We start from the raw sequence: 15,702 nt of genomic DNA, 5'->3' as shown, positions 1-15,702 counted from the left end.
TCCTCACAGCGGTCGCGGGTAGACGCGCCCCTCGCGCAGCGGCCGGAAGTAGTCCGCCTGCTTATAGAATGCCTCATCCTGTTCCGCGTGCCACCCGGGGATACCGGATAGTGGCAACGGACGCAGTTCCGTCGGTGCGACGAGACTCGTCCCCGCCATGATCGATTCGACCACGCGTGCGACGCTGTCGACCGGATCGCCCTGCACCACCAGGCACTTGCCGACGAGCAGGCGCCCCGGCACCAGCATCTGCTCCATCAGCGCATGCCCGACCACAGCCGCGACGCTGATGCCGCCATCACGCCAGCGCCCCGCGTTCGCATGGAACAGTGCCGTCCAGTCATGCCGGTCCCACAGGTTCAGCAGTGCCCTGTCGCGCACCTGCACGATGATGCCGCTTTCATCGAACTGCGTCAGCGCCTGCTGCGCAGGACTGCGCTCACGCGTGCCCATCCGTTCGATCTGCCGGCACTGCTGTTGGTTGAGGGCGTACTTGAGGTCCGGGTGACGCATCCAGACCATCGCGTTGAACAGGTCGTGCCAGTTCTCGGTTCGCGTGGCGATGTGCCCCTGCGCGATGCGTGCTTCGTAATGCAGGCCATCGCCGAGCAAGGCCGCGTCCTGCGCCACGAAACGCGGACCGGACGCCGGCATGCGCGCATTGAGGGCGTCGATGTCCGGCCATGGTGCTGACGCCAGCAGGTCCAGGTGCTCACCGTACCCGCCGAACACCGGATGCCGGAAACACGCGGCATCCACCTGTCCACGCACAGGCGCAATGAAACGACGCCGGCCGTCACCAGCGCGGATTCCAGCGTCTGGCGCGGTCACAGCACCTTGAGATCGAGCGGCGCGCCCGCCGTCTCGATGATGGCATCGCCGATCAGATCGTGCTCGTCGCTCTCGGTGATCTCCACATCGACGAACTGGCCGACGCGCAGGCCCAGTTCGCCACCGTTCTGGATATGCACCAGGCCATCGATCTCCGGCGCGTCGGACTTGGATCGCGCCACGGCGATGTCGTCCTCGATCAGGTCGACCAGGCACTGCTGCACGGTGCCGATCTTCGCTTCCAGGCGCGCGGCGGAGATCTCCGCCTGCTTTTCCATGAAGCGGGCCAGGCGCTCCTGCTTGACCTCTTCCGGCACGGGGTTGGGCAGCAGGTTGGCCGCGGCGCCGTCGACCGGCGAATAGGCGAACGCGCCGACGCGGTCGAGCTGCGCTTCGTCGAGGAATTGCAGCAGTTCCTCGAACTCCTGGTCCGTCTCGCCGGGAAAGCCGACGATGAAGGTCGACCGAAGCGTGATGTCGGGGCAGATCGAACGCCAGCGCTTCACGCGCTCCAGCGTCTTGTCGACCGCACCCGGGCGCTTCATCAGTTTGAGGATGCGCGGGCTGGCGTGCTGGAACGGAATGTCCAGGTACGGCAGCACCTTGTTCTCCGCCATCAGCGGCACGATGTCGTCGACGTGCGGATACGGATAGACGTAATGCAGGCGCACCCAGGCATCGAGTTCACCCAGCCCTTCGCACAGCGCCTTCATGCGGGTCTGGTAGGACTTGCCGCGCCACTCGCGTTCGGCGTACTTCACGTCCACGCCGTAGGCCGACGTGTCCTGCGAGACCACCAGCAGTTCCTTCACGCCGCCGCGCACCAGGCGCTCGGCTTCGCGCAGCACGTCATCGACCGGACGCGAGACCAGGTCGCCACGCATCGACGGAATGATGCAGAAGCTGCAACGGTGGTTGCAGCCTTCGGAAATCTTGAGATAGGCGTAGTGGCGCGGGGTCAGCTTGATGCCGTAGTCCGGCACCAGATCCACGAAGGGATCGTGCTTCGGCGGCAACGCTTCGTGCAGCGCCTCCATCACGCTCTGGTAGTCCTGCGGACCGCTGATCGCCAGCACGTCCGGATACTGCTCGCGGATCTGCTCCGGTCGCTTGCCCAGGCAGCCGGTGACGATGACCTTGCCGTTCGCGTTCATCGCCTCGCCGATGGCATCCAGCGACTCGGCCACGGCCGAATCGATGAAGCCACAGGTATTCACCACCACCACGTCCGCCGCGTCGTAGGTCGGCACGATGTCGTAGCCCTCCACGCGCAGCTGGGTGAGGATGCGCTCGGAGTCGACCAGGGCCTTCGGGCAGCCGAGGCTGACGAAGCCGACTTTGGGGTTCTGCAGGGACATGGAGACGGTACGGCGGCGGCGTGTACGGGGCGCGGATTATAGCCTCCCGCCTTCGCCTGGCCCGGAATGTGCGTTCAGGCGGGCGGACAGGTGCACGCCGTCCTTGGGTCGCCCCGGGCGCCGGCATACACTGACCGCATGGGCCACTGGACCACCCTCGATACACCGCACGGCCGCATCGCGGCCTGGCAGGCCGATCCTGCCGGTGCTCCGCGCGGCGCCCTGGTCGTGGTGCAGGAAATCTTCGGCGTGAACGCGCATATCCGCAGCGTCGCCGAAGGGTTTGCGCTCGAGGGCTACGCAGTGCTGGCGCCGGCCTGTTTCGATGTCGTCGAGCCTGGCGTGGAACTCGCCTACGACGCCGGCGGCGTCGAACGCGGGCGGGCACTGAAAGCCGCCGTCGGACTCGAGCGGGCCAACGACATCACGCATGCCGCCGCCAATGCACTGGCGGCCTCGCATCACCGCGTCGGCACGGTCGGCTACTGCTGGGGCGGCACCGTCGCCCTGCTGGCGGCGCTGCGGATCGGACTGCCGTCGGTCAGTTACTACGGGGCAGGCAACCTGCCCTTCCTGGACGAAACGCCGCGCGCGCCGGTGATGCTCCATTTCGGCGAACGGGATGCCTCGATCCCGCCGGGCATGGTGCAGGCCCATCGCGACGCGCTGCCCGGGATGGATGTCTTCACCTACCCTGCCGGGCATGGCTTCAACTGCGACCTGCGCGCGGACTACGAGCCATCCAGTGCGCGGCTCGCACGCGAACGCACGCTCGACTTCTTCACCCGGAACCTCGCATGACCGATTTCCTGCTCGACCCGCGCCTGGCCGCTGACAGTGCCTTCATCGCCGACGGCCCGCTGTCGCAGGTGCGGCTGATGGACGACACCCGCTATCCCTGGCTGGTGCTGGTACCGCGCGTCGACGGCGTGAGCGAATGGCTGGACCTGGATGGCGGCCAGCAGCGCCTGCTGCTGGCGGAGATCAACCAGGCCGGGCAATTGATCCGCGCGACTCCCGGCGTGGAGAAACTCAACATCGGCGCGCTCGGCAACATCGTGCGGCAGCTGCATGTGCACCTGGTCGGGCGACGTGACGGCGATGCGGCGTGGCCCGGCCCGGTGTGGGGCAATGGACATGCTGTCCGCCATACGCCGGAACAACTGGCTGCCGGGATCGAGCGCTGGCGCCTGCGCCTGGCATGAGCACGCCGCGCTTCGAACCGCTCGGGGACGATGCCCTGCTGGTGCGCTTTGGCGAGCGCATCGAGGCAGAGACCAATGCGCAGGTGCACACGCTGGCGGCGCGGCTGCGCGACCGCTCGCCGCCGTGGCTGCGCGATCTGGTGCCGGCCTACGCCAGCCTGGCGGTGTTCTTCGATGCCGACCATGCACCGGCCAGCGATGCGCATGCGGTCGTACGTGAATCGGTTGAAGCCCTGCTTGCCGATCCCTCATCGCGATCCGACGGCGCCACCGGGCTGCACGAGATTCCCGTGTGCTACGGCGGCGAATGCGGCGACGACTTCGTCGACGCTATGCAGACGCTGGGATGCGATGCGGCCTCGCTGATCGCCCGCCACAGCGCCCCCGTCTACACCGTGGCGATGATCGGCTTCGCACCGGGCTTTCCCTATCTGCTCGGGCTGGATCCGGCATTGGCGCTGCCACGGCTGGCGACGCCACGCACGCGGGTGCCGGCGGGTTCGGTCGCGGTCGGCGGCGCGCAGGCGGGCATCTATCCGCGCGAAAGTGCTGGAGGATGGCGCTTGCTGGGGCGAACGCCTGCCGTGCTGTTCGATGCAGGCCGCGCGCAGCCTGCACTGCTGCAACCCGGCGACCGGGTGCGTTTCGTGCCGATCGACGAATGCACGTTCCGCCACCTGGCAGCGTCGCCATGAGCGCGTGGCAGGTGCTGTCGCCCGGCGTACAGACGACGGTGCAGGACCAAGGGCGCCACGGCTGGCGCCATCTTGGCGTGGCGCACGCGGGCGCGATGGATCCCGCCGCCCTGGCGATGGCGAACCGGCTGGTCGGCAACGATGAAGCCGCGGCGGGACTGGAGATCGCATTACAAGGTCCACGCCTGCGGTTGCCGTGTGCCTGCCGCATCGCGCTGACCGGCGCCACGGTGCAGGCGCGGTGGAATGATGTGCCGCTGCCGATGGGGCGACCCATCGATTTCCCCGCAGGCGAACTCACGCTCGGCCCCTTGCGCGATGGCGCGCGGGCCTGGCTCGCCGTGGCGGGCGGCATCGCGACACCCGCCATGCTCGGCAGCCGCAGCACCGATCTCCGCGGCGGGTTCGGCGGCGTGGACGGACGCGCGTTGGCCACCGGCGATCGCCTGCCTGTCGGCAAGGTCCGCAGGGAGGTTGCCATCGCGCGGCAACCCGCCTTTCCCGCATGGTGGATCGACGTGGACGACCCGTGGACGGCGGATCACCACGTCCTGCGCTACGTGCCGTCCGCGCTTCCGGCCGCCCTCATGCTCGCCGCTCAGGTCTGGCGTACGCACCCGAACAGCAATCGTCAGGGCGTGCGGCTGCGTGGCACCGGATTGCCCGCAGGAATGGGCGATGGCGTGTCCGAGCCGGTCGCCGTCGGCACGCTGCAACTGCCACCCGACGGGCAGCCCATCCTGCTGCTGGCCGACGCACAGACGGTGGGCGGCTATCCGCGACTGGGCCATGTGATCGCCTGCGACCTGGGGCGCGCCGCGCAGTTGCGCCCCGGCGAACCGGTGCACTTCGAACCGGTCACGCTGGAACAGGCGCGATCGCTGGCCAGGGAACATGCGTACCGCCTTGCGCGGCTGCGCATCGCCATTGCGCAGCGCGTGCAGGCGTGAGGTAGGCTCGCGGGCATGCGCACCATCGACTTCAACTGCGACCTGGGCGAAGACTGCGGCGACGATGCAGCGATCCTGCCGTACATCAGCTCCGCCAGCATCGCCTGCGGCTTCCATGCCGGTTCGCCGGACACCATGCGACGCACCGTCGCGCTGTGTCTCGCGCACGGCGTTGCCATCGGCGCGCACCCGTCGCATGCGGACCGCGAGCATTTCGGCCGCGTCGCGCACCCCCTTTCTTCGGAAGAAGCGTATGCCCTGACGCTGTACCAGGTGGCCGCACTGGATGGATTCGTCCGGGCCGCCGGCGGGCGCCTCCACCACGTCAAACCGCACGGCGCCCTGTACAACCAGGCGGCCCGCGACGCCGGCCTCGCCGATGCCATCGCGCGTGCCGTGCACGACCACGACGCTGGCCTGGTGCTGTACGGCTTGTCGGGCAGCGCGTTGACGACCGCCGGAGAACGGCTCGGCCTGCAGGTGGCGCACGAAGCCTTCGCCGAGCGTCGCTACGAAGCCGATGCCACGCTGACGCCCCGCTCGCAGGCGGGCGCCAGCATCGAGGACCTGCCGACCGCCGCGGCGCAGGTCACGCGGATGCTGGACGCCGGCATCGTGGTCGCTCGCACGGGTGAATCCGTGCCGTTGCGCGCGGACAGCATCTGCCTGCACGGCGACCGACCGGACGCCGCCGCGTTCGCGCACGGACTGCGACAGACCATCGAATCCAACGGCTTCGCCATCCGCACCATGGAGCGCCACGCATGAGTTACTGGCCCCTGCTGGGCATCGTGGTGGTGGTGGCGGGTTTCGTCCTGCGCTTCAACCCGGTCATCGTGGTGGTCACGGCGGGCCTGGTCAGCGGGCTGGCGGCAGGCAAGTCGATTCCGGACCTGCTCGCGCTGCTGGGCGAGAGTTTCGTATCCAACCGCGCCCTGCTGATGTTCGCGCTGACGCTGCCGACCATCGGCCTGCTGGAGCGTGCCGGTCTGCGCGAGCATGCGCTGCGCTGGATCGCACGGCTTCGCGGGCTGACGCTGTCGCGCCTGCTGGCGGGTTACCTGCTGGTGCGGCAAGGGCTGAGCATGGTGGGGCTGATCGATATCGCCGGACATGCGCAGACCGTGCGACCGCTGCTGGCGCCGATGGCCGAATCCGCCGCGGGCAAGACGCGCGCCCCCCTGTCGCGTGAGGAAACGCAGCGCGCGCATGCGATGTCGGCGGCGACCGACAACATCGGACGCTTCTTCGGTGAGGACGTGTTCCTCGCCTTCGGCGCCGTGCTGCTGATCCAGGGCTTCTACGCGCAGCACGGCATCCAGCTGGAGCCGCTGCAGATCGCGCTGTGGGCACTGCCGACGGCGATCGCGGCCTTCATCATCCATGCCGTGCGTATCGTCCTGTTCCAACGCCGACTGGACCGGGCGGTACCGGCGGCGGAGGCGAAGACCGATGCTGTCGATTGAGCACTTCTACTGGGTACTGGCGGCCTTCCTCGCCTACGCCGGGTGGCGCAACCTGCAGCAGCGTCGCTACGCGCACGCCGCGTTCTGGACGGTGATTGCGGCGCTGTTCGCGGGCGGCGACGTCGTGCTGCGCGCAAGCAAGGCCGGCGATGCCCTGCCGGCGCAGTTCGCTGGTGGCGCCGTACTCGTGCTCGCCCTGCTGGCCACGCGCATGCGCCGCGAACCGCTGGACGAGGCGCCGGAATCCGAACGCCTGGCGTCCGCGCTGCGGCTGGGCCACCGCCTGTTCGTGCCGGCCCTGCTGATTCCGGCGCTGACGATCACCGTCGTGCTCGCCGGCCCACACCTGTCCTTGGGCGGTACCCCGCTGTTCGCGCCCACCGGCATGACGCTGGTCGGCCTGGCCTTGGCCTGCGTGATCTCGGCCATCGCGGCGATCGCGGTGACGCGCCAACCCCCGCTACGGGCCGCCGATGAAGGACGCCGCCTGCTCGACACGATGGGCTGGGCGGCGCTGCTGCCGCTGGTACTGGCGACGCTGGGCGGGGTCTTCGCGGCCAGCGGGGTGGGCGAATCCGTCGCATCGCTGGTGTCGATGGTGATTCCGGCCGACAACCGCATGGCCTGCCTGCTGGCATTCGCGGCGGGCATGGTGGTGTTCACCGTCATCATGGGCAATGCATTTGCTGCGTTCCCGGTGATGATGGCCGGCATCGGCCTGCCGCTGCTGGTGCAGCGCCACGGCGCCGATCCCGCCATCCTCGGCGCCATCGGCATGCTGACCGGCTATTGCGGCACGCTGCTCACGCCGATGGCCGCCAACTTCAACATCGTGCCTGCGGTGCTGCTGGAACTGGACGACCAGTACGGTGTGATCCGTGCGCAGGCCGCGACCGGTCTGTGGCTGATGGGCACCAACGTGCTGCTGATGGCTTGGCTGTGCTTCCGCTGATCGCGCTTATCCGGGACATCCGATGACGACGACACGTACCGTCCTGCTGACCGGCTTCCAGCCTTTCGGCGGCGAGCGGGTCAATCCCAGTTGGCAGGCCGTGTCCGCCTTGCATGGCACGCGCATCGCCGGGCATCGCGTGGTGGCGCGGGAACTGCCCGTCGCATTCGGCCAATCGCTGAAGGCGCTGCGTAGCGCATTGAAGGAAACACAGCCGTCGCTGGTGATCTGCGTCGGCCAGGCCGGCGGCCGCGCGCAGCTGTCGCTCGAGCGCGTGGCGATCAACGTCGACGACGCACGCATTCCCGACAACGCGGGCCAGCAGCCGATCGATGTGCCTGTGATCGCCGATGGTCCGGCCGCCTACTTCTCCACGCTGCCGATCAAGGTGATGCGCGAGGCGTTGCGCGGTGCCGGTTTTCCTGTCGAGGTCTCGCAAACTGCGGGCACCTACGTCTGCAACCACGTGTTCTACGGGTTGATGCACGCACTGCGGCGCCAGCGCGCGGTACGGGCGGGCTTCATCCACATTCCCTACTCGCCGGCCCAGGCGTCAGGGCATGCCGGTGCGGCGAGTCTGCCGGTGGAGACGGTGACAGCCGCCTTGCGCCTGGCGCTGAAGGTGGCCCTGAAGACGCCTCTCGACATCCGCGCCGCTGCGGGTGCGGAACACTGATATCGCGCCCTATTTCGCGCGCACGACGCGCGTGCCCGCAATCAGGTCATGCAAGCAGCGCTGGTCCTGCCGGAAGATCATCAGCGAATCGACGAGCACATAGATCGTGCCCAGGCATGGGATGTTGGCAATGACATGCGTCGGCAGGTAGCGCTTGCCCAGCAGGTCCACCAGGGTCGGCTTGTTGCCTTGCAGGTCCACGATCCTGATGGATAGCACCTTCTTTCCCCAGGTCTGACCACCGCTGTGAAGCAGATAACCCTGGATCAGCGCGAATACGACGAAGCCGATTGCGGCCCACAGCAGCGTCGTGCCAAGCGGCATGATGCCGAAACCGCCCGAACGACCCGCCTCGAACGCAGCCTCCCAGTAACCACCGACGAATATGAGCGGGACGATCACGGCGAGGCCGATGCAGGCGTCGATCAGGATCGCTGCCAGCCGCAGCCAGCGGATCGCGGGATCCGGCACACCCTGATCCTGGAAATCAGCGACATTCGCATCGGGAGTGCGATAAGGGTCCTGCGGCATCGGCGGCGGTGCTTGCATCGTGATTCCTTTCGGCAGAGCGGACGGATCAGGTCCGTGGCAACGTCACCCCGGTCTGACCCTGGTATTTGCCGCCACGGTCCTTGTAGCTGGTCTCGCACACGTCGTCGGCATCGGACTGGAAGAACAGCATCTGCGCCACGCCTTCGTTGGCGTAGATTCGCGCGGGGAGCGGCGTGGTGTTGCTGAATTCCAGCGTCACGTGGCCTTCCCACTCCGGTTCCAGCGGCGTGACATTGACGATGATGCCGCAGCGCGCGTACGTGCTCTTGCCCAGGCAGACCACCAGCGTGTCGCGCGGGATGCGGAAGAACTCCACCGTGCGCGCCAGCGCGAAGCTGTTCGGCGGAATGATGCACTCGTCCGCTTCGATGTCGACGAAGCTCTTCGGGTCGAAGTGCTTGGGGTCGACGATGGTGGAGTTGATGTTGGTGAACACCTTGAACTCGCGCGAGCAGCGCACGTCGTAGCCGTAGCTCGAGGTGCCGTAGCTGACGATGCGCTGGCCGTTGACCTGCTTGACCTGTCCGGGCTCGAACGGCTCGATCATGCCCTGCTGCTCGGCCATGCGGCGGATCCAACGGTCGCTCTTGATGCTCATGCAAATCCTGGTCTGGTGGGGCGAAGGCCGCGCGGGCGGCGCGCAGCGGACGGGGAATTGTAGGGCGGGCCCCGGCCCGCCGTCTGCGCCAGCCGGCTAGACCAGCGAGGACGCGATGGACATCGAGGCCCGCGGCCGCTGTGCCAGCGTGCCCGCCATGACCCGCGCGGTCTGCCGGTAGGCCTGTGCCACGGCAGAATCCGGCGCGGCCACCACGACCGGCTGGCCGGCGTCGCCCTGCTCGCGGATGGCGATGTCCAGCGGCAGCGAACCCAGCAGCGGCACGCCGTACTGGGCCGCCATGCGCTCGCCGCCCCCCTGGCCGAACAGGTGTTCGACATGGCCGCAGTTGGAGCAGGTGTGGACTGCCATGTTCTCGACGATGCCGAGCACCGGCACCTCGACCTTCTCGAACATCTTCAGCGCCTTCTTGGCATCCAGCGTGGCGATGTCCTGCGGCGTGGTGACGATGACCGCCCCCGCGACCGGGATCTTCTGCGCCAGGGTCAGCTGGATGTCGCCGGTACCCGGCGGCAGGTCCACCAGCAGGTAGTCCAGGTCGCCCCACAGGGTGTCGGTGAACAACTGCATCAGCGCCGAGGTCGCCATCGGCCCGCGCCAGATCATCGGCGTGTCCGGGTCGACCAGGAACCCGATCGACATCGCCTCCACCCCGAACGCCCGCATCGGCTCGATCGACTTGTTGTCATGGCTCTCCGGGCGCCCCGACAGGCCCAGCATGGCCGGCACGCTGGGGCCGTAGACGTCGGCGTCCAGCACGCCTACCCGGGCGCCCTCGGCCGCCAGCGCCAGCGCGAGGTTCACCGAGGTGGTCGACTTCCCCACCCCGCCCTTGCCGGAACCGACGGCGATGACGTTGCGGATGCGGGGGTGGGGAGTGAGGTTGCCTTGGACGGCGTGGGATCGGACAGACATCGACGCATTTCCAGTATGTGAGTAGCCGCCGCAGCGTGTGCGGTACCCGGGCATCTGTTGGATACGCATGCGGCAACGCGACATCTTCTCACACACGCCAGCGGGGGGCTTTCCTGTTCGACCTCGCTGCACTACTCTGGCCGGCGCGCCAGAGAATGAACAATGCGTTCAGCATCCGGGGCCGGCAACACGCTGCGATGCGCGCTTGGCGCCTTCTTAAGAACACGAATCAGGGGTACGAGCCAACCATGAAGATTGGGAAAGTACGTTTAATCGCCGCATCGTTGATGCTGCTGACAGGGACCGCCACCGCACGCGATGCGATCCCGATCGAGTCGTTCGCGCGCCTGCCGAACATCCAGTCGGTCTCCATGAGTACCGACGGCAAGAATCTCGTCGCCATCGTCTCCATGCCGGATTCGAAGAACCAGGAGACCGGACTGGCGACCTGGAACCTGGACGACCTGAAGGCCGGCTCGGTCATCACGCCCTCCGGCGACCGCATGAAGTTCATCGCCGCCAATGCGATGAAGGCGAACCGCGTGCTCGTACTGGGCCGCCAGGAGTGGACCGGACAGCTCTCCGGTTGCGGCGAGGGCAGCAACGTCGGCGCGACCAAGACGTTCGTCGTGAAGCCCTACCTGACCGACGTCAAGCAGCAGAAGTTCGAGGAAGCCTTCGCCGACAACACGCGTCGCCTGGGCGTGAGCGAGGAGCTCAAACGCTGCCTCGAGATCGCGGGCACCGCCAACCTCGTTCACACCCTGCCGCTGGATCCCGACAACGTCATCATTTCGCAGACGAGCGGCCTGTCCCTCAGCGGCGCGTACTACCTGTACAACCTGCGGACCAACGAGACCAAGCTGCTGTTCCGCGCCAACAGCCGCACAAGCCCGGGCCTCTTCAATCCGCGCAACGGCGAACTGCTGACGCGCTCCCAGCTGGAACCCATCTCGCCCGGCGAGTACGAGCAGCGCGTGCTGATACGCAACAAGGCCGGCGAGTTCGAGGTCCATGCGCCGCTGACCACCAAGCTCAGCGAACGCCATGCCGTCGATATCGTCGGTATCGATGAACAGACAGGCAAGTTCTACATTCTTACCGACATGTTCTCCGACCTGGTGCAGGCATGGATGTACGACCCTGCCACACGCAAGTTCGACAGCGAGCCCCTGCTGGCGCACCCGCAGTTCTCGATCAGCCGGCTGATCCTCGGTTCGCAGCCGAGCAACTTCAATCGCGTGCTCGGCTTCGTCGTGGACGGCCCTGAGCCCGAAGCGACGTACGTCGACCCCGAACTCGGCGGCATCCATGCCGGCCTGAAGAAGGCTTACCCGGGCCAGACCGTCGCCATCACCGGCTACAACAACGACATGTCGCGGGTGCTGTTCACGACGGAAAGCGCGCAGCGTGCGGCGAGCTACCACCTGCTGACCGAGCGCAAGAACGTCGTCGATCTGGGCGACGAGCGCCCGTGGATCAATCCCAAGCAGATCGGCGAGCAGCGCTGGGTCACCTACCCGGCACGCGACGGCCTGAACATTCCGGCGCTGCTGGACCTGCCCGTCGGCTGGAAGGAAAGCGACGGCCCGCTGCCCACGATCATCCATCCGCACGGCGGCCCGTGGGCCCGCGATTACGGCGGCTGGGACGCCTCCGGCTGGGTGCCGTTCCTGACCTCCCGCGGCTACGCCGTGCTGCGCCCGCAGTACCGCGGCTCGAGCGGCCTGGGCCGCAAGCTGTGGCTGGCCGGCGATGCCGAGTGGGGCCAGAAGATGCAGGACGACAAGGACGACGGCGCCGCGTGGCTGGTCAAGCAGGGCATCGCCGATCCCAAGCGCCTGGCCATCTTCGGTTACTCCTACGGCGGATTCGCTGCGGCCGCAGCGGTCGTGCGCCCGAATAGCCCTTACCAGTGCGCGATCTCAGGCGCGCCCGTGACCGATCTGACCAAGCTGGGCTGGTCGTGGAGCGAAAACCGCCTGCAGCGCATCCTCCAGGGCCGCACGGTCAAGGGCATGGATCCGATGCTGAACACGGACAAGGCCAATATCCCCGTCCTGCTATACGTCGGTGACCGCGACGTGCGCACCCCGTCGTTCCACGCCCGCGGCTTCTACGATGCCGTCAAGGGCAAGGTGCCCGCCAAGTTCGAGCTGATCGCCGACATGCCCCACAGCATGCCCTGGTACTACCGGCACCAGCAGCAGGCGCTGGGCCTGATGGAGGATTTCCTGGCCAAGGACTGCGGCTCCGGCGGTTTGTGATCCCAAAGCATCCTCGAAAAACCCCGCCATTGGCGGGGTTTTTTGTGGCCGAACGGGGTTCCCGGCTCCGGTTGGCGCTGTTCAGGTTCCTGCCAAACCCTTTTATCACACCCTAGGCACGACGAACCGAGCACGTGTCACACGTTTCTAACATTCGGTTGCTATGGGGGATGAACGCTGCATATACTCGCTTAACCCCTGCGTAACACGCAGGGGCATTCATCTAGCGGGACTCTTAGGGGATTCAACTCATGCAGCAAGCAAAGAAAGGCATTGCCTTCAAGAAGCTACCTCTGTTTGTCGCTGTTCTGGGCTGCCTTTACGGCGGCAATGCAGTGGCACAGTCCGAAACAACGGAGAGTGAACCGGCGAAGAAGCGGGAAGCCGTCGAGCTCGACAAAATCACGGTTACGGGTTCGCTGATCAAGCGCGTCGAATACGATTCCGTGTCGCCCGTGCAGGTCATCACTGCCGATACCAACGTCGCGCTCGGCCAGGTGGAAACCTCCGAGTTCCTGCAGAAGTCGAGCATCGCCGCTGGCGCCACGCAGATCAGTCACCAGTTCGGTGCCTTCGTCACCGAAGGCGGCGTGGGTGCGCAGACGCTCTCGCTGCGCGGCCTCGGCCCCAACCGCAGCCTGGTGCTGCTGAATGGCCACCGCCCCGGCCCCGCCGGTACCCGCGGCCAAGTCGGCGCGTTCGACCTCAATGTACTGCCGTCCTCGATCGTCCAACGCATCGAACTGCTGAAGGACGGTTCGTCCTCGATCTATGGTTCTGACGCCGTCGCCGGCGTGGCGAACGTGATCACCCGCAAGAACATCACCTCGCCGGAAATCTCGGTGAGCTTCCGCGCGCCGTTCTACGGCGGTGGCGAAGTCATCAACTTCTCTGGTGCCACCGGCTGGAACTTCGACAACGGCAGCATCACCCTGGCCGGCGAGTACTACAAGCAGTCCCCGCTGACCGTGGGCGACCGCGACTTCTTCAAGTGCGCCGAAGACCTGGTGTGGGACCAGAACGGCAACCGCATCGACCGTGAAGACCGCTCGATCTTGGCAGGTACCGAACTCGGCGGCTGTACCAGCGGCAACCTGTACGCCAACACCGTCAGCGACCTGCTGACCGGCGCACGCTACGTGCCCACGTGGAACGGCCAGACCATCGGCAACATCCCCGGCTACCGTCCGCGCGTCAGCACCACCTACGCGAACTCGCCGCAGGCCAGCTACACCGACGTGCTGAACTTCCCGTTCTTCGGCGAGCAGTACGTCATCCAGGACCTGGAGCGTTTCAGTGGCTACCTGTCGGCTGACTTCTCGCTGGGCGAGGTCAACTGGAAGACCGAGCTGCTGGTCAACCGCCGCGAGAGCGCGTACAAGGGCTTCCGCCAATTCTTCCCGGTCATCGTGGGCGGCTCGGGCTACATCTACCAGAACGACCCGGACTTCGTTAACACCGCGACCCCGTCCGGCGTTTCGCAGCCGGTGATGCCGTTCCGTTCGAACAGCAGCCAGAAGGTCGACTACTACTACGTCAACACCAATTTCAACGGCCTGTTCGCCGATACCTGGTCGTGGGACGTCAATGCCTCGTACTCGCGCTCCAGCGGCACATACAGCGACCTGTCGATCGACGCCTCCAAGACCGGCGACTGGAACTACGGTGAAGACGCGCCGACGATCAACTACTTCGACCCGGGCTTCCTCAGCGGCACCCGCATGGACGAACTGGTCGGCCTGATCGGCGTGATGGACACGGGCAAGACCATCTACGACCAGACCGTCGTCACCGGCGTGCTGACGGGCGAGCTGTTCGACCTGCCCGCCGGTGCGGTGGGTGCGGCCGTCGGCGCCGAATACCGCGAGTTCAGCATCGACGACCAGCCGGGCTACTACTCGGCCAACGGTCTTCTGTGGGGCCAGTCCTCGGCCCAGCAGACCAAGGGCGACGATACGGTCAAGGAAGTCTTCGCCGAAGTCGAAGTGCCGCTGCTGAAGGGCCTGCCGGGCGTCGAGTCGCTGACGTTCAACGCCTCGACCCGCTGGTTCGACTACGACTCCGTTGGCGACAGCGACGACGTCTGGAAGATCGGCCTGGGCTGGCAGGTCGTGCCGTCCCTGCGCCTGCGCGCCACCAAGGGCACCTCGTACCGCGCCCCCGGCCTGTATGAGCTGTACCTGGGCAACCAGTCGGCCTTCCTCGGCCAGACCGCGATCGATCCCTGCATCAACTGGGGCGAGAGCTCGAACGCCAACATCCGCAACAATTGCGGCGCTGCTGGCATCCCGGACGACTACAACGGTGCGCCGAGCTCCGCCACGGTCTACCAGGGTGGCGGCGCAGGCTTCCTGACCCCGGAACATTCCAACGCCTTCACGGGCGGTCTGATCTGGACGCCGGAATTCGCCCCGATCAGCGTCGCGCTGGATTACTTCGAGATCGAAGTCCGCGATCAGATCGGTGAACTGGAAGCGCAGACGATCCTCGCCAGTTGCTATGGCTCGGATGTCTACCCGAACAACTTCTGCACCATGTTCACGCGCAATTCGCCGACGGCCACCGTCGAGCCGAACGGCATTCAGGAGGTCTACGCGACCTACGTGAACATCAACAAGCAGAAGGTCCGCGGCTACGACATGCTGGTCCGCTACGAGGATGACTTCTCCTTCGGCAAACTGACGCTGGAATCCCAGGTCACCTACATGAAGGAAGACGTGGTGCAGCTCTTCGACAGCCCGCTGGAGGGTGGTTCGACGATCTCCAACTATGTGGGTGGCATCGGGCGTCCGAAGACCGTGGGCAACTTCATCGCCTCGCTGGAACGCGGTGACTGGACCTACAACTGGGGCATCGACTTCGTTGACAGCACGCGTCGTCTGACCCCGCTCACCTCCACCGGCAGTTACACGTACTTCGGCTACGCCAATGCCGTGGTCGACACCAAGGCCGACAGCCGTACGTACCACACCGTGTCTGTTCAGTACGAACAGCCGAAGTGGTCGTTCCTGATGGGTGTGCGCAACCTGTTCAACAAGGAGCCCGACACCATCTCGGCCGCGGCTGGCTACAACCGTTACGGCAACGTGCCGGTCAGCGCCACGCAGTACGACTATCTGGGTGTCTCGCTTTTCGCCCGCCTGAACTACAAGTTCTGATCGCGCGAGAGACATGAAGGTCCGGGAGGCGGCGCATTGCGCCGCCTCTTTTTTTGGG

15 protein-coding genes are annotated in these 15,702 nt (G+C 66.5%); 10 read left to right on the top strand and 5 right to left on the bottom strand.

The genetic code is table 11. The features are described from left to right. Positions 1-3: 3 nt before the first annotated feature. Both ACGHX3_RS06550 and rimO read right to left on the bottom strand, forming a co-directional pair. The gene (locus ACGHX3_RS06550; RefSeq protein ID WP_394696810.1) at positions 4-831 is read right to left on the bottom strand and encodes a DUF3025 domain-containing protein; all 828 of its coding nucleotides are present in this window, start codon (positions 829-831) and stop codon (positions 4-6) included. Further along, a complete protein-coding gene (gene rimO, locus ACGHX3_RS06545) occupies positions 828-2,189 on the bottom strand; it encodes a 30S ribosomal protein S12 methylthiotransferase RimO (RefSeq protein WP_394696809.1) in 1,362 nt (453 codons plus the stop codon). The genes ACGHX3_RS06550 and rimO overlap by 4 nt, the downstream gene beginning before the upstream one ends. A 138-nt stretch (positions 2,190-2,327) precedes the next feature. On the opposite strand from rimO, the gene ACGHX3_RS06540 reads away from it, so the two are divergent. The 8 genes from ACGHX3_RS06540 to pcp are packed head-to-tail and all read left to right on the top strand — an operon-like array spanning position 2,328 to position 8,133. Further along, complete coding sequence (locus ACGHX3_RS06540; RefSeq protein WP_394696808.1) at positions 2,328-2,990, top strand: dienelactone hydrolase family protein; 663 nt, start codon at positions 2,328-2,330, stop codon at positions 2,988-2,990. Further along, the gene (locus ACGHX3_RS06535; RefSeq protein WP_394696807.1) at positions 2,987-3,394 is read left to right on the top strand and encodes an HIT domain-containing protein; all 408 of its coding nucleotides are present in this window, start codon (positions 2,987-2,989) and stop codon (positions 3,392-3,394) included. Before ACGHX3_RS06540 ends, ACGHX3_RS06535 begins: the two co-directional genes overlap by 4 nt. Beyond that, positions 3,391-4,089 carry a 5-oxoprolinase subunit PxpB gene (pxpB, locus tag ACGHX3_RS06530; RefSeq protein ID WP_394696806.1) on the top strand — a complete coding sequence of 233 codons (699 nt, stop codon included), beginning with the start codon at positions 3,391-3,393 and terminating at the stop codon, positions 4,087-4,089. Before ACGHX3_RS06535 ends, pxpB begins: the two co-directional genes overlap by 4 nt. Then, entirely contained in the window at positions 4,086-5,039 is a 954-nt protein-coding gene (locus tag ACGHX3_RS06525; RefSeq protein ID WP_394696805.1) for a biotin-dependent carboxyltransferase family protein, read from the top strand. The genes pxpB and ACGHX3_RS06525 overlap by 4 nt, the downstream gene beginning before the upstream one ends. A 15-nt stretch (positions 5,040-5,054) precedes the next feature. Continuing rightward, the gene (locus tag ACGHX3_RS06520; protein ID WP_394696804.1) at positions 5,055-5,807 is read left to right on the top strand and encodes a LamB/YcsF family protein; all 753 of its coding nucleotides are present in this window, start codon (positions 5,055-5,057) and stop codon (positions 5,805-5,807) included. Further along, positions 5,804-6,505, top strand: coding sequence for a DUF969 domain-containing protein (locus ACGHX3_RS06515; protein WP_394696803.1), 702 nt, complete (start codon positions 5,804-5,806; stop codon positions 6,503-6,505). Before ACGHX3_RS06520 ends, ACGHX3_RS06515 begins: the two co-directional genes overlap by 4 nt. Beyond that, positions 6,492-7,457 (top strand): DUF979 domain-containing protein, encoded by a 966-nt coding sequence (locus tag ACGHX3_RS06510; protein ID WP_394696802.1) that lies wholly within the window; start codon positions 6,492-6,494, stop codon positions 7,455-7,457. The genes ACGHX3_RS06515 and ACGHX3_RS06510 overlap by 14 nt, the downstream gene beginning before the upstream one ends. Positions 7,458-7,479: 22 nt before the next feature. Further along, a complete protein-coding gene (gene pcp / locus ACGHX3_RS06505) occupies positions 7,480-8,133 on the top strand; it encodes a pyroglutamyl-peptidase I (RefSeq protein WP_394696801.1) in 654 nt (217 codons plus the stop codon). A gap of 9 nt (positions 8,134-8,142) precedes the next feature. On the opposite strand, the gene ACGHX3_RS06500 is transcribed toward pcp, so the two are convergent. From ACGHX3_RS06500 to apbC, 3 genes are all read right to left on the bottom strand, one after another. After that, a complete protein-coding gene (locus ACGHX3_RS06500) occupies positions 8,143-8,682 on the bottom strand; it encodes an RDD family protein (RefSeq protein WP_394696800.1) in 540 nt (179 codons plus the stop codon). 28 nt (positions 8,683-8,710) lie between these two features. Beyond that, entirely contained in the window at positions 8,711-9,283 is a 573-nt protein-coding gene (dcd, locus tag ACGHX3_RS06495) for a dCTP deaminase (RefSeq protein WP_055943731.1), read from the bottom strand. 96 nt (positions 9,284-9,379) lie between these two features. Further along, entirely contained in the window at positions 9,380-10,219 is an 840-nt protein-coding gene (gene apbC, locus ACGHX3_RS06490) for an iron-sulfur cluster carrier protein ApbC (RefSeq protein ID WP_394696799.1), read from the bottom strand. A 287-nt stretch (positions 10,220-10,506) separates the two neighbouring features. On the opposite strand from apbC, the gene ACGHX3_RS06485 reads away from it, so the two are divergent. Together ACGHX3_RS06485 and ACGHX3_RS06480 are read left to right on the top strand one after the other, a co-directional pair. Continuing rightward, on the top strand, positions 10,507-12,486 hold the full coding sequence (locus tag ACGHX3_RS06485) for an alpha/beta hydrolase family protein (protein WP_394696798.1): 1,980 nt from the start codon (positions 10,507-10,509) through the stop codon (positions 12,484-12,486). 251 nt (positions 12,487-12,737) lie between these two features. Beyond that, positions 12,738-15,644 carry a TonB-dependent receptor plug domain-containing protein gene (locus ACGHX3_RS06480; protein WP_394696797.1) on the top strand — a complete coding sequence of 969 codons (2,907 nt, stop codon included), beginning with the start codon at positions 12,738-12,740 and terminating at the stop codon, positions 15,642-15,644. Positions 15,645-15,702: the final 58 nt, after the last annotated feature.

This window comes from Pseudoxanthomonas japonensis (assembly GCF_043632995.1).
In the GTDB taxonomy this organism is placed as follows: domain Bacteria; phylum Pseudomonadota; class Gammaproteobacteria; order Xanthomonadales; family Xanthomonadaceae; genus Pseudoxanthomonas_A; species Pseudoxanthomonas_A japonensis.
Note: the sequence above shows the minus strand (reverse complement) of the source record. Positions and strands in the feature narration are given on the sequence as shown.

Excerpts from the sequence above, each read along its gene's own strand:
- rimO (WP_394696809.1), bottom strand. The coding sequence starts at position 2,189 with ATGTCCCTGCAGAACCCCAAAGTCGGCTTCGTCAGCCTCGGCTGCCCG.
- ACGHX3_RS06540 (WP_394696808.1), top strand. The coding sequence starts at position 2,328 with ATGGGCCACTGGACCACCCTCGATACACCGCACGGCCGCATCGCGGCC.
- ACGHX3_RS06535 (WP_394696807.1), top strand. The coding sequence starts at position 2,987 with ATGACCGATTTCCTGCTCGACCCGCGCCTGGCCGCTGACAGTGCCTTC.
- pxpB (WP_394696806.1), top strand. The coding sequence starts at position 3,391 with ATGAGCACGCCGCGCTTCGAACCGCTCGGGGACGATGCCCTGCTGGTG.
- ACGHX3_RS06525 (WP_394696805.1), top strand. The coding sequence starts at position 4,086 with ATGAGCGCGTGGCAGGTGCTGTCGCCCGGCGTACAGACGACGGTGCAG.
- ACGHX3_RS06520 (WP_394696804.1), top strand. The coding sequence starts at position 5,055 with ATGCGCACCATCGACTTCAACTGCGACCTGGGCGAAGACTGCGGCGAC.
- ACGHX3_RS06515 (WP_394696803.1), top strand. The coding sequence starts at position 5,804 with ATGAGTTACTGGCCCCTGCTGGGCATCGTGGTGGTGGTGGCGGGTTTC.
- ACGHX3_RS06510 (WP_394696802.1), top strand. The coding sequence starts at position 6,492 with ATGCTGTCGATTGAGCACTTCTACTGGGTACTGGCGGCCTTCCTCGCC.
- pcp (WP_394696801.1), top strand. The coding sequence starts at position 7,480 with ATGACGACGACACGTACCGTCCTGCTGACCGGCTTCCAGCCTTTCGGC.
- ACGHX3_RS06500 (WP_394696800.1), bottom strand. The coding sequence starts at position 8,682 with ATGCAAGCACCGCCGCCGATGCCGCAGGACCCTTATCGCACTCCCGAT.
- dcd (WP_055943731.1), bottom strand. The coding sequence starts at position 9,283 with ATGAGCATCAAGAGCGACCGTTGGATCCGCCGCATGGCCGAGCAGCAG.
- apbC (WP_394696799.1), bottom strand. The coding sequence starts at position 10,219 with ATGTCTGTCCGATCCCACGCCGTCCAAGGCAACCTCACTCCCCACCCC.
- ACGHX3_RS06485 (WP_394696798.1), top strand. The coding sequence starts at position 10,507 with ATGCTGCTGACAGGGACCGCCACCGCACGCGATGCGATCCCGATCGAG.
- ACGHX3_RS06480 (WP_394696797.1), top strand. The coding sequence starts at position 12,738 with ATGCAGCAAGCAAAGAAAGGCATTGCCTTCAAGAAGCTACCTCTGTTT.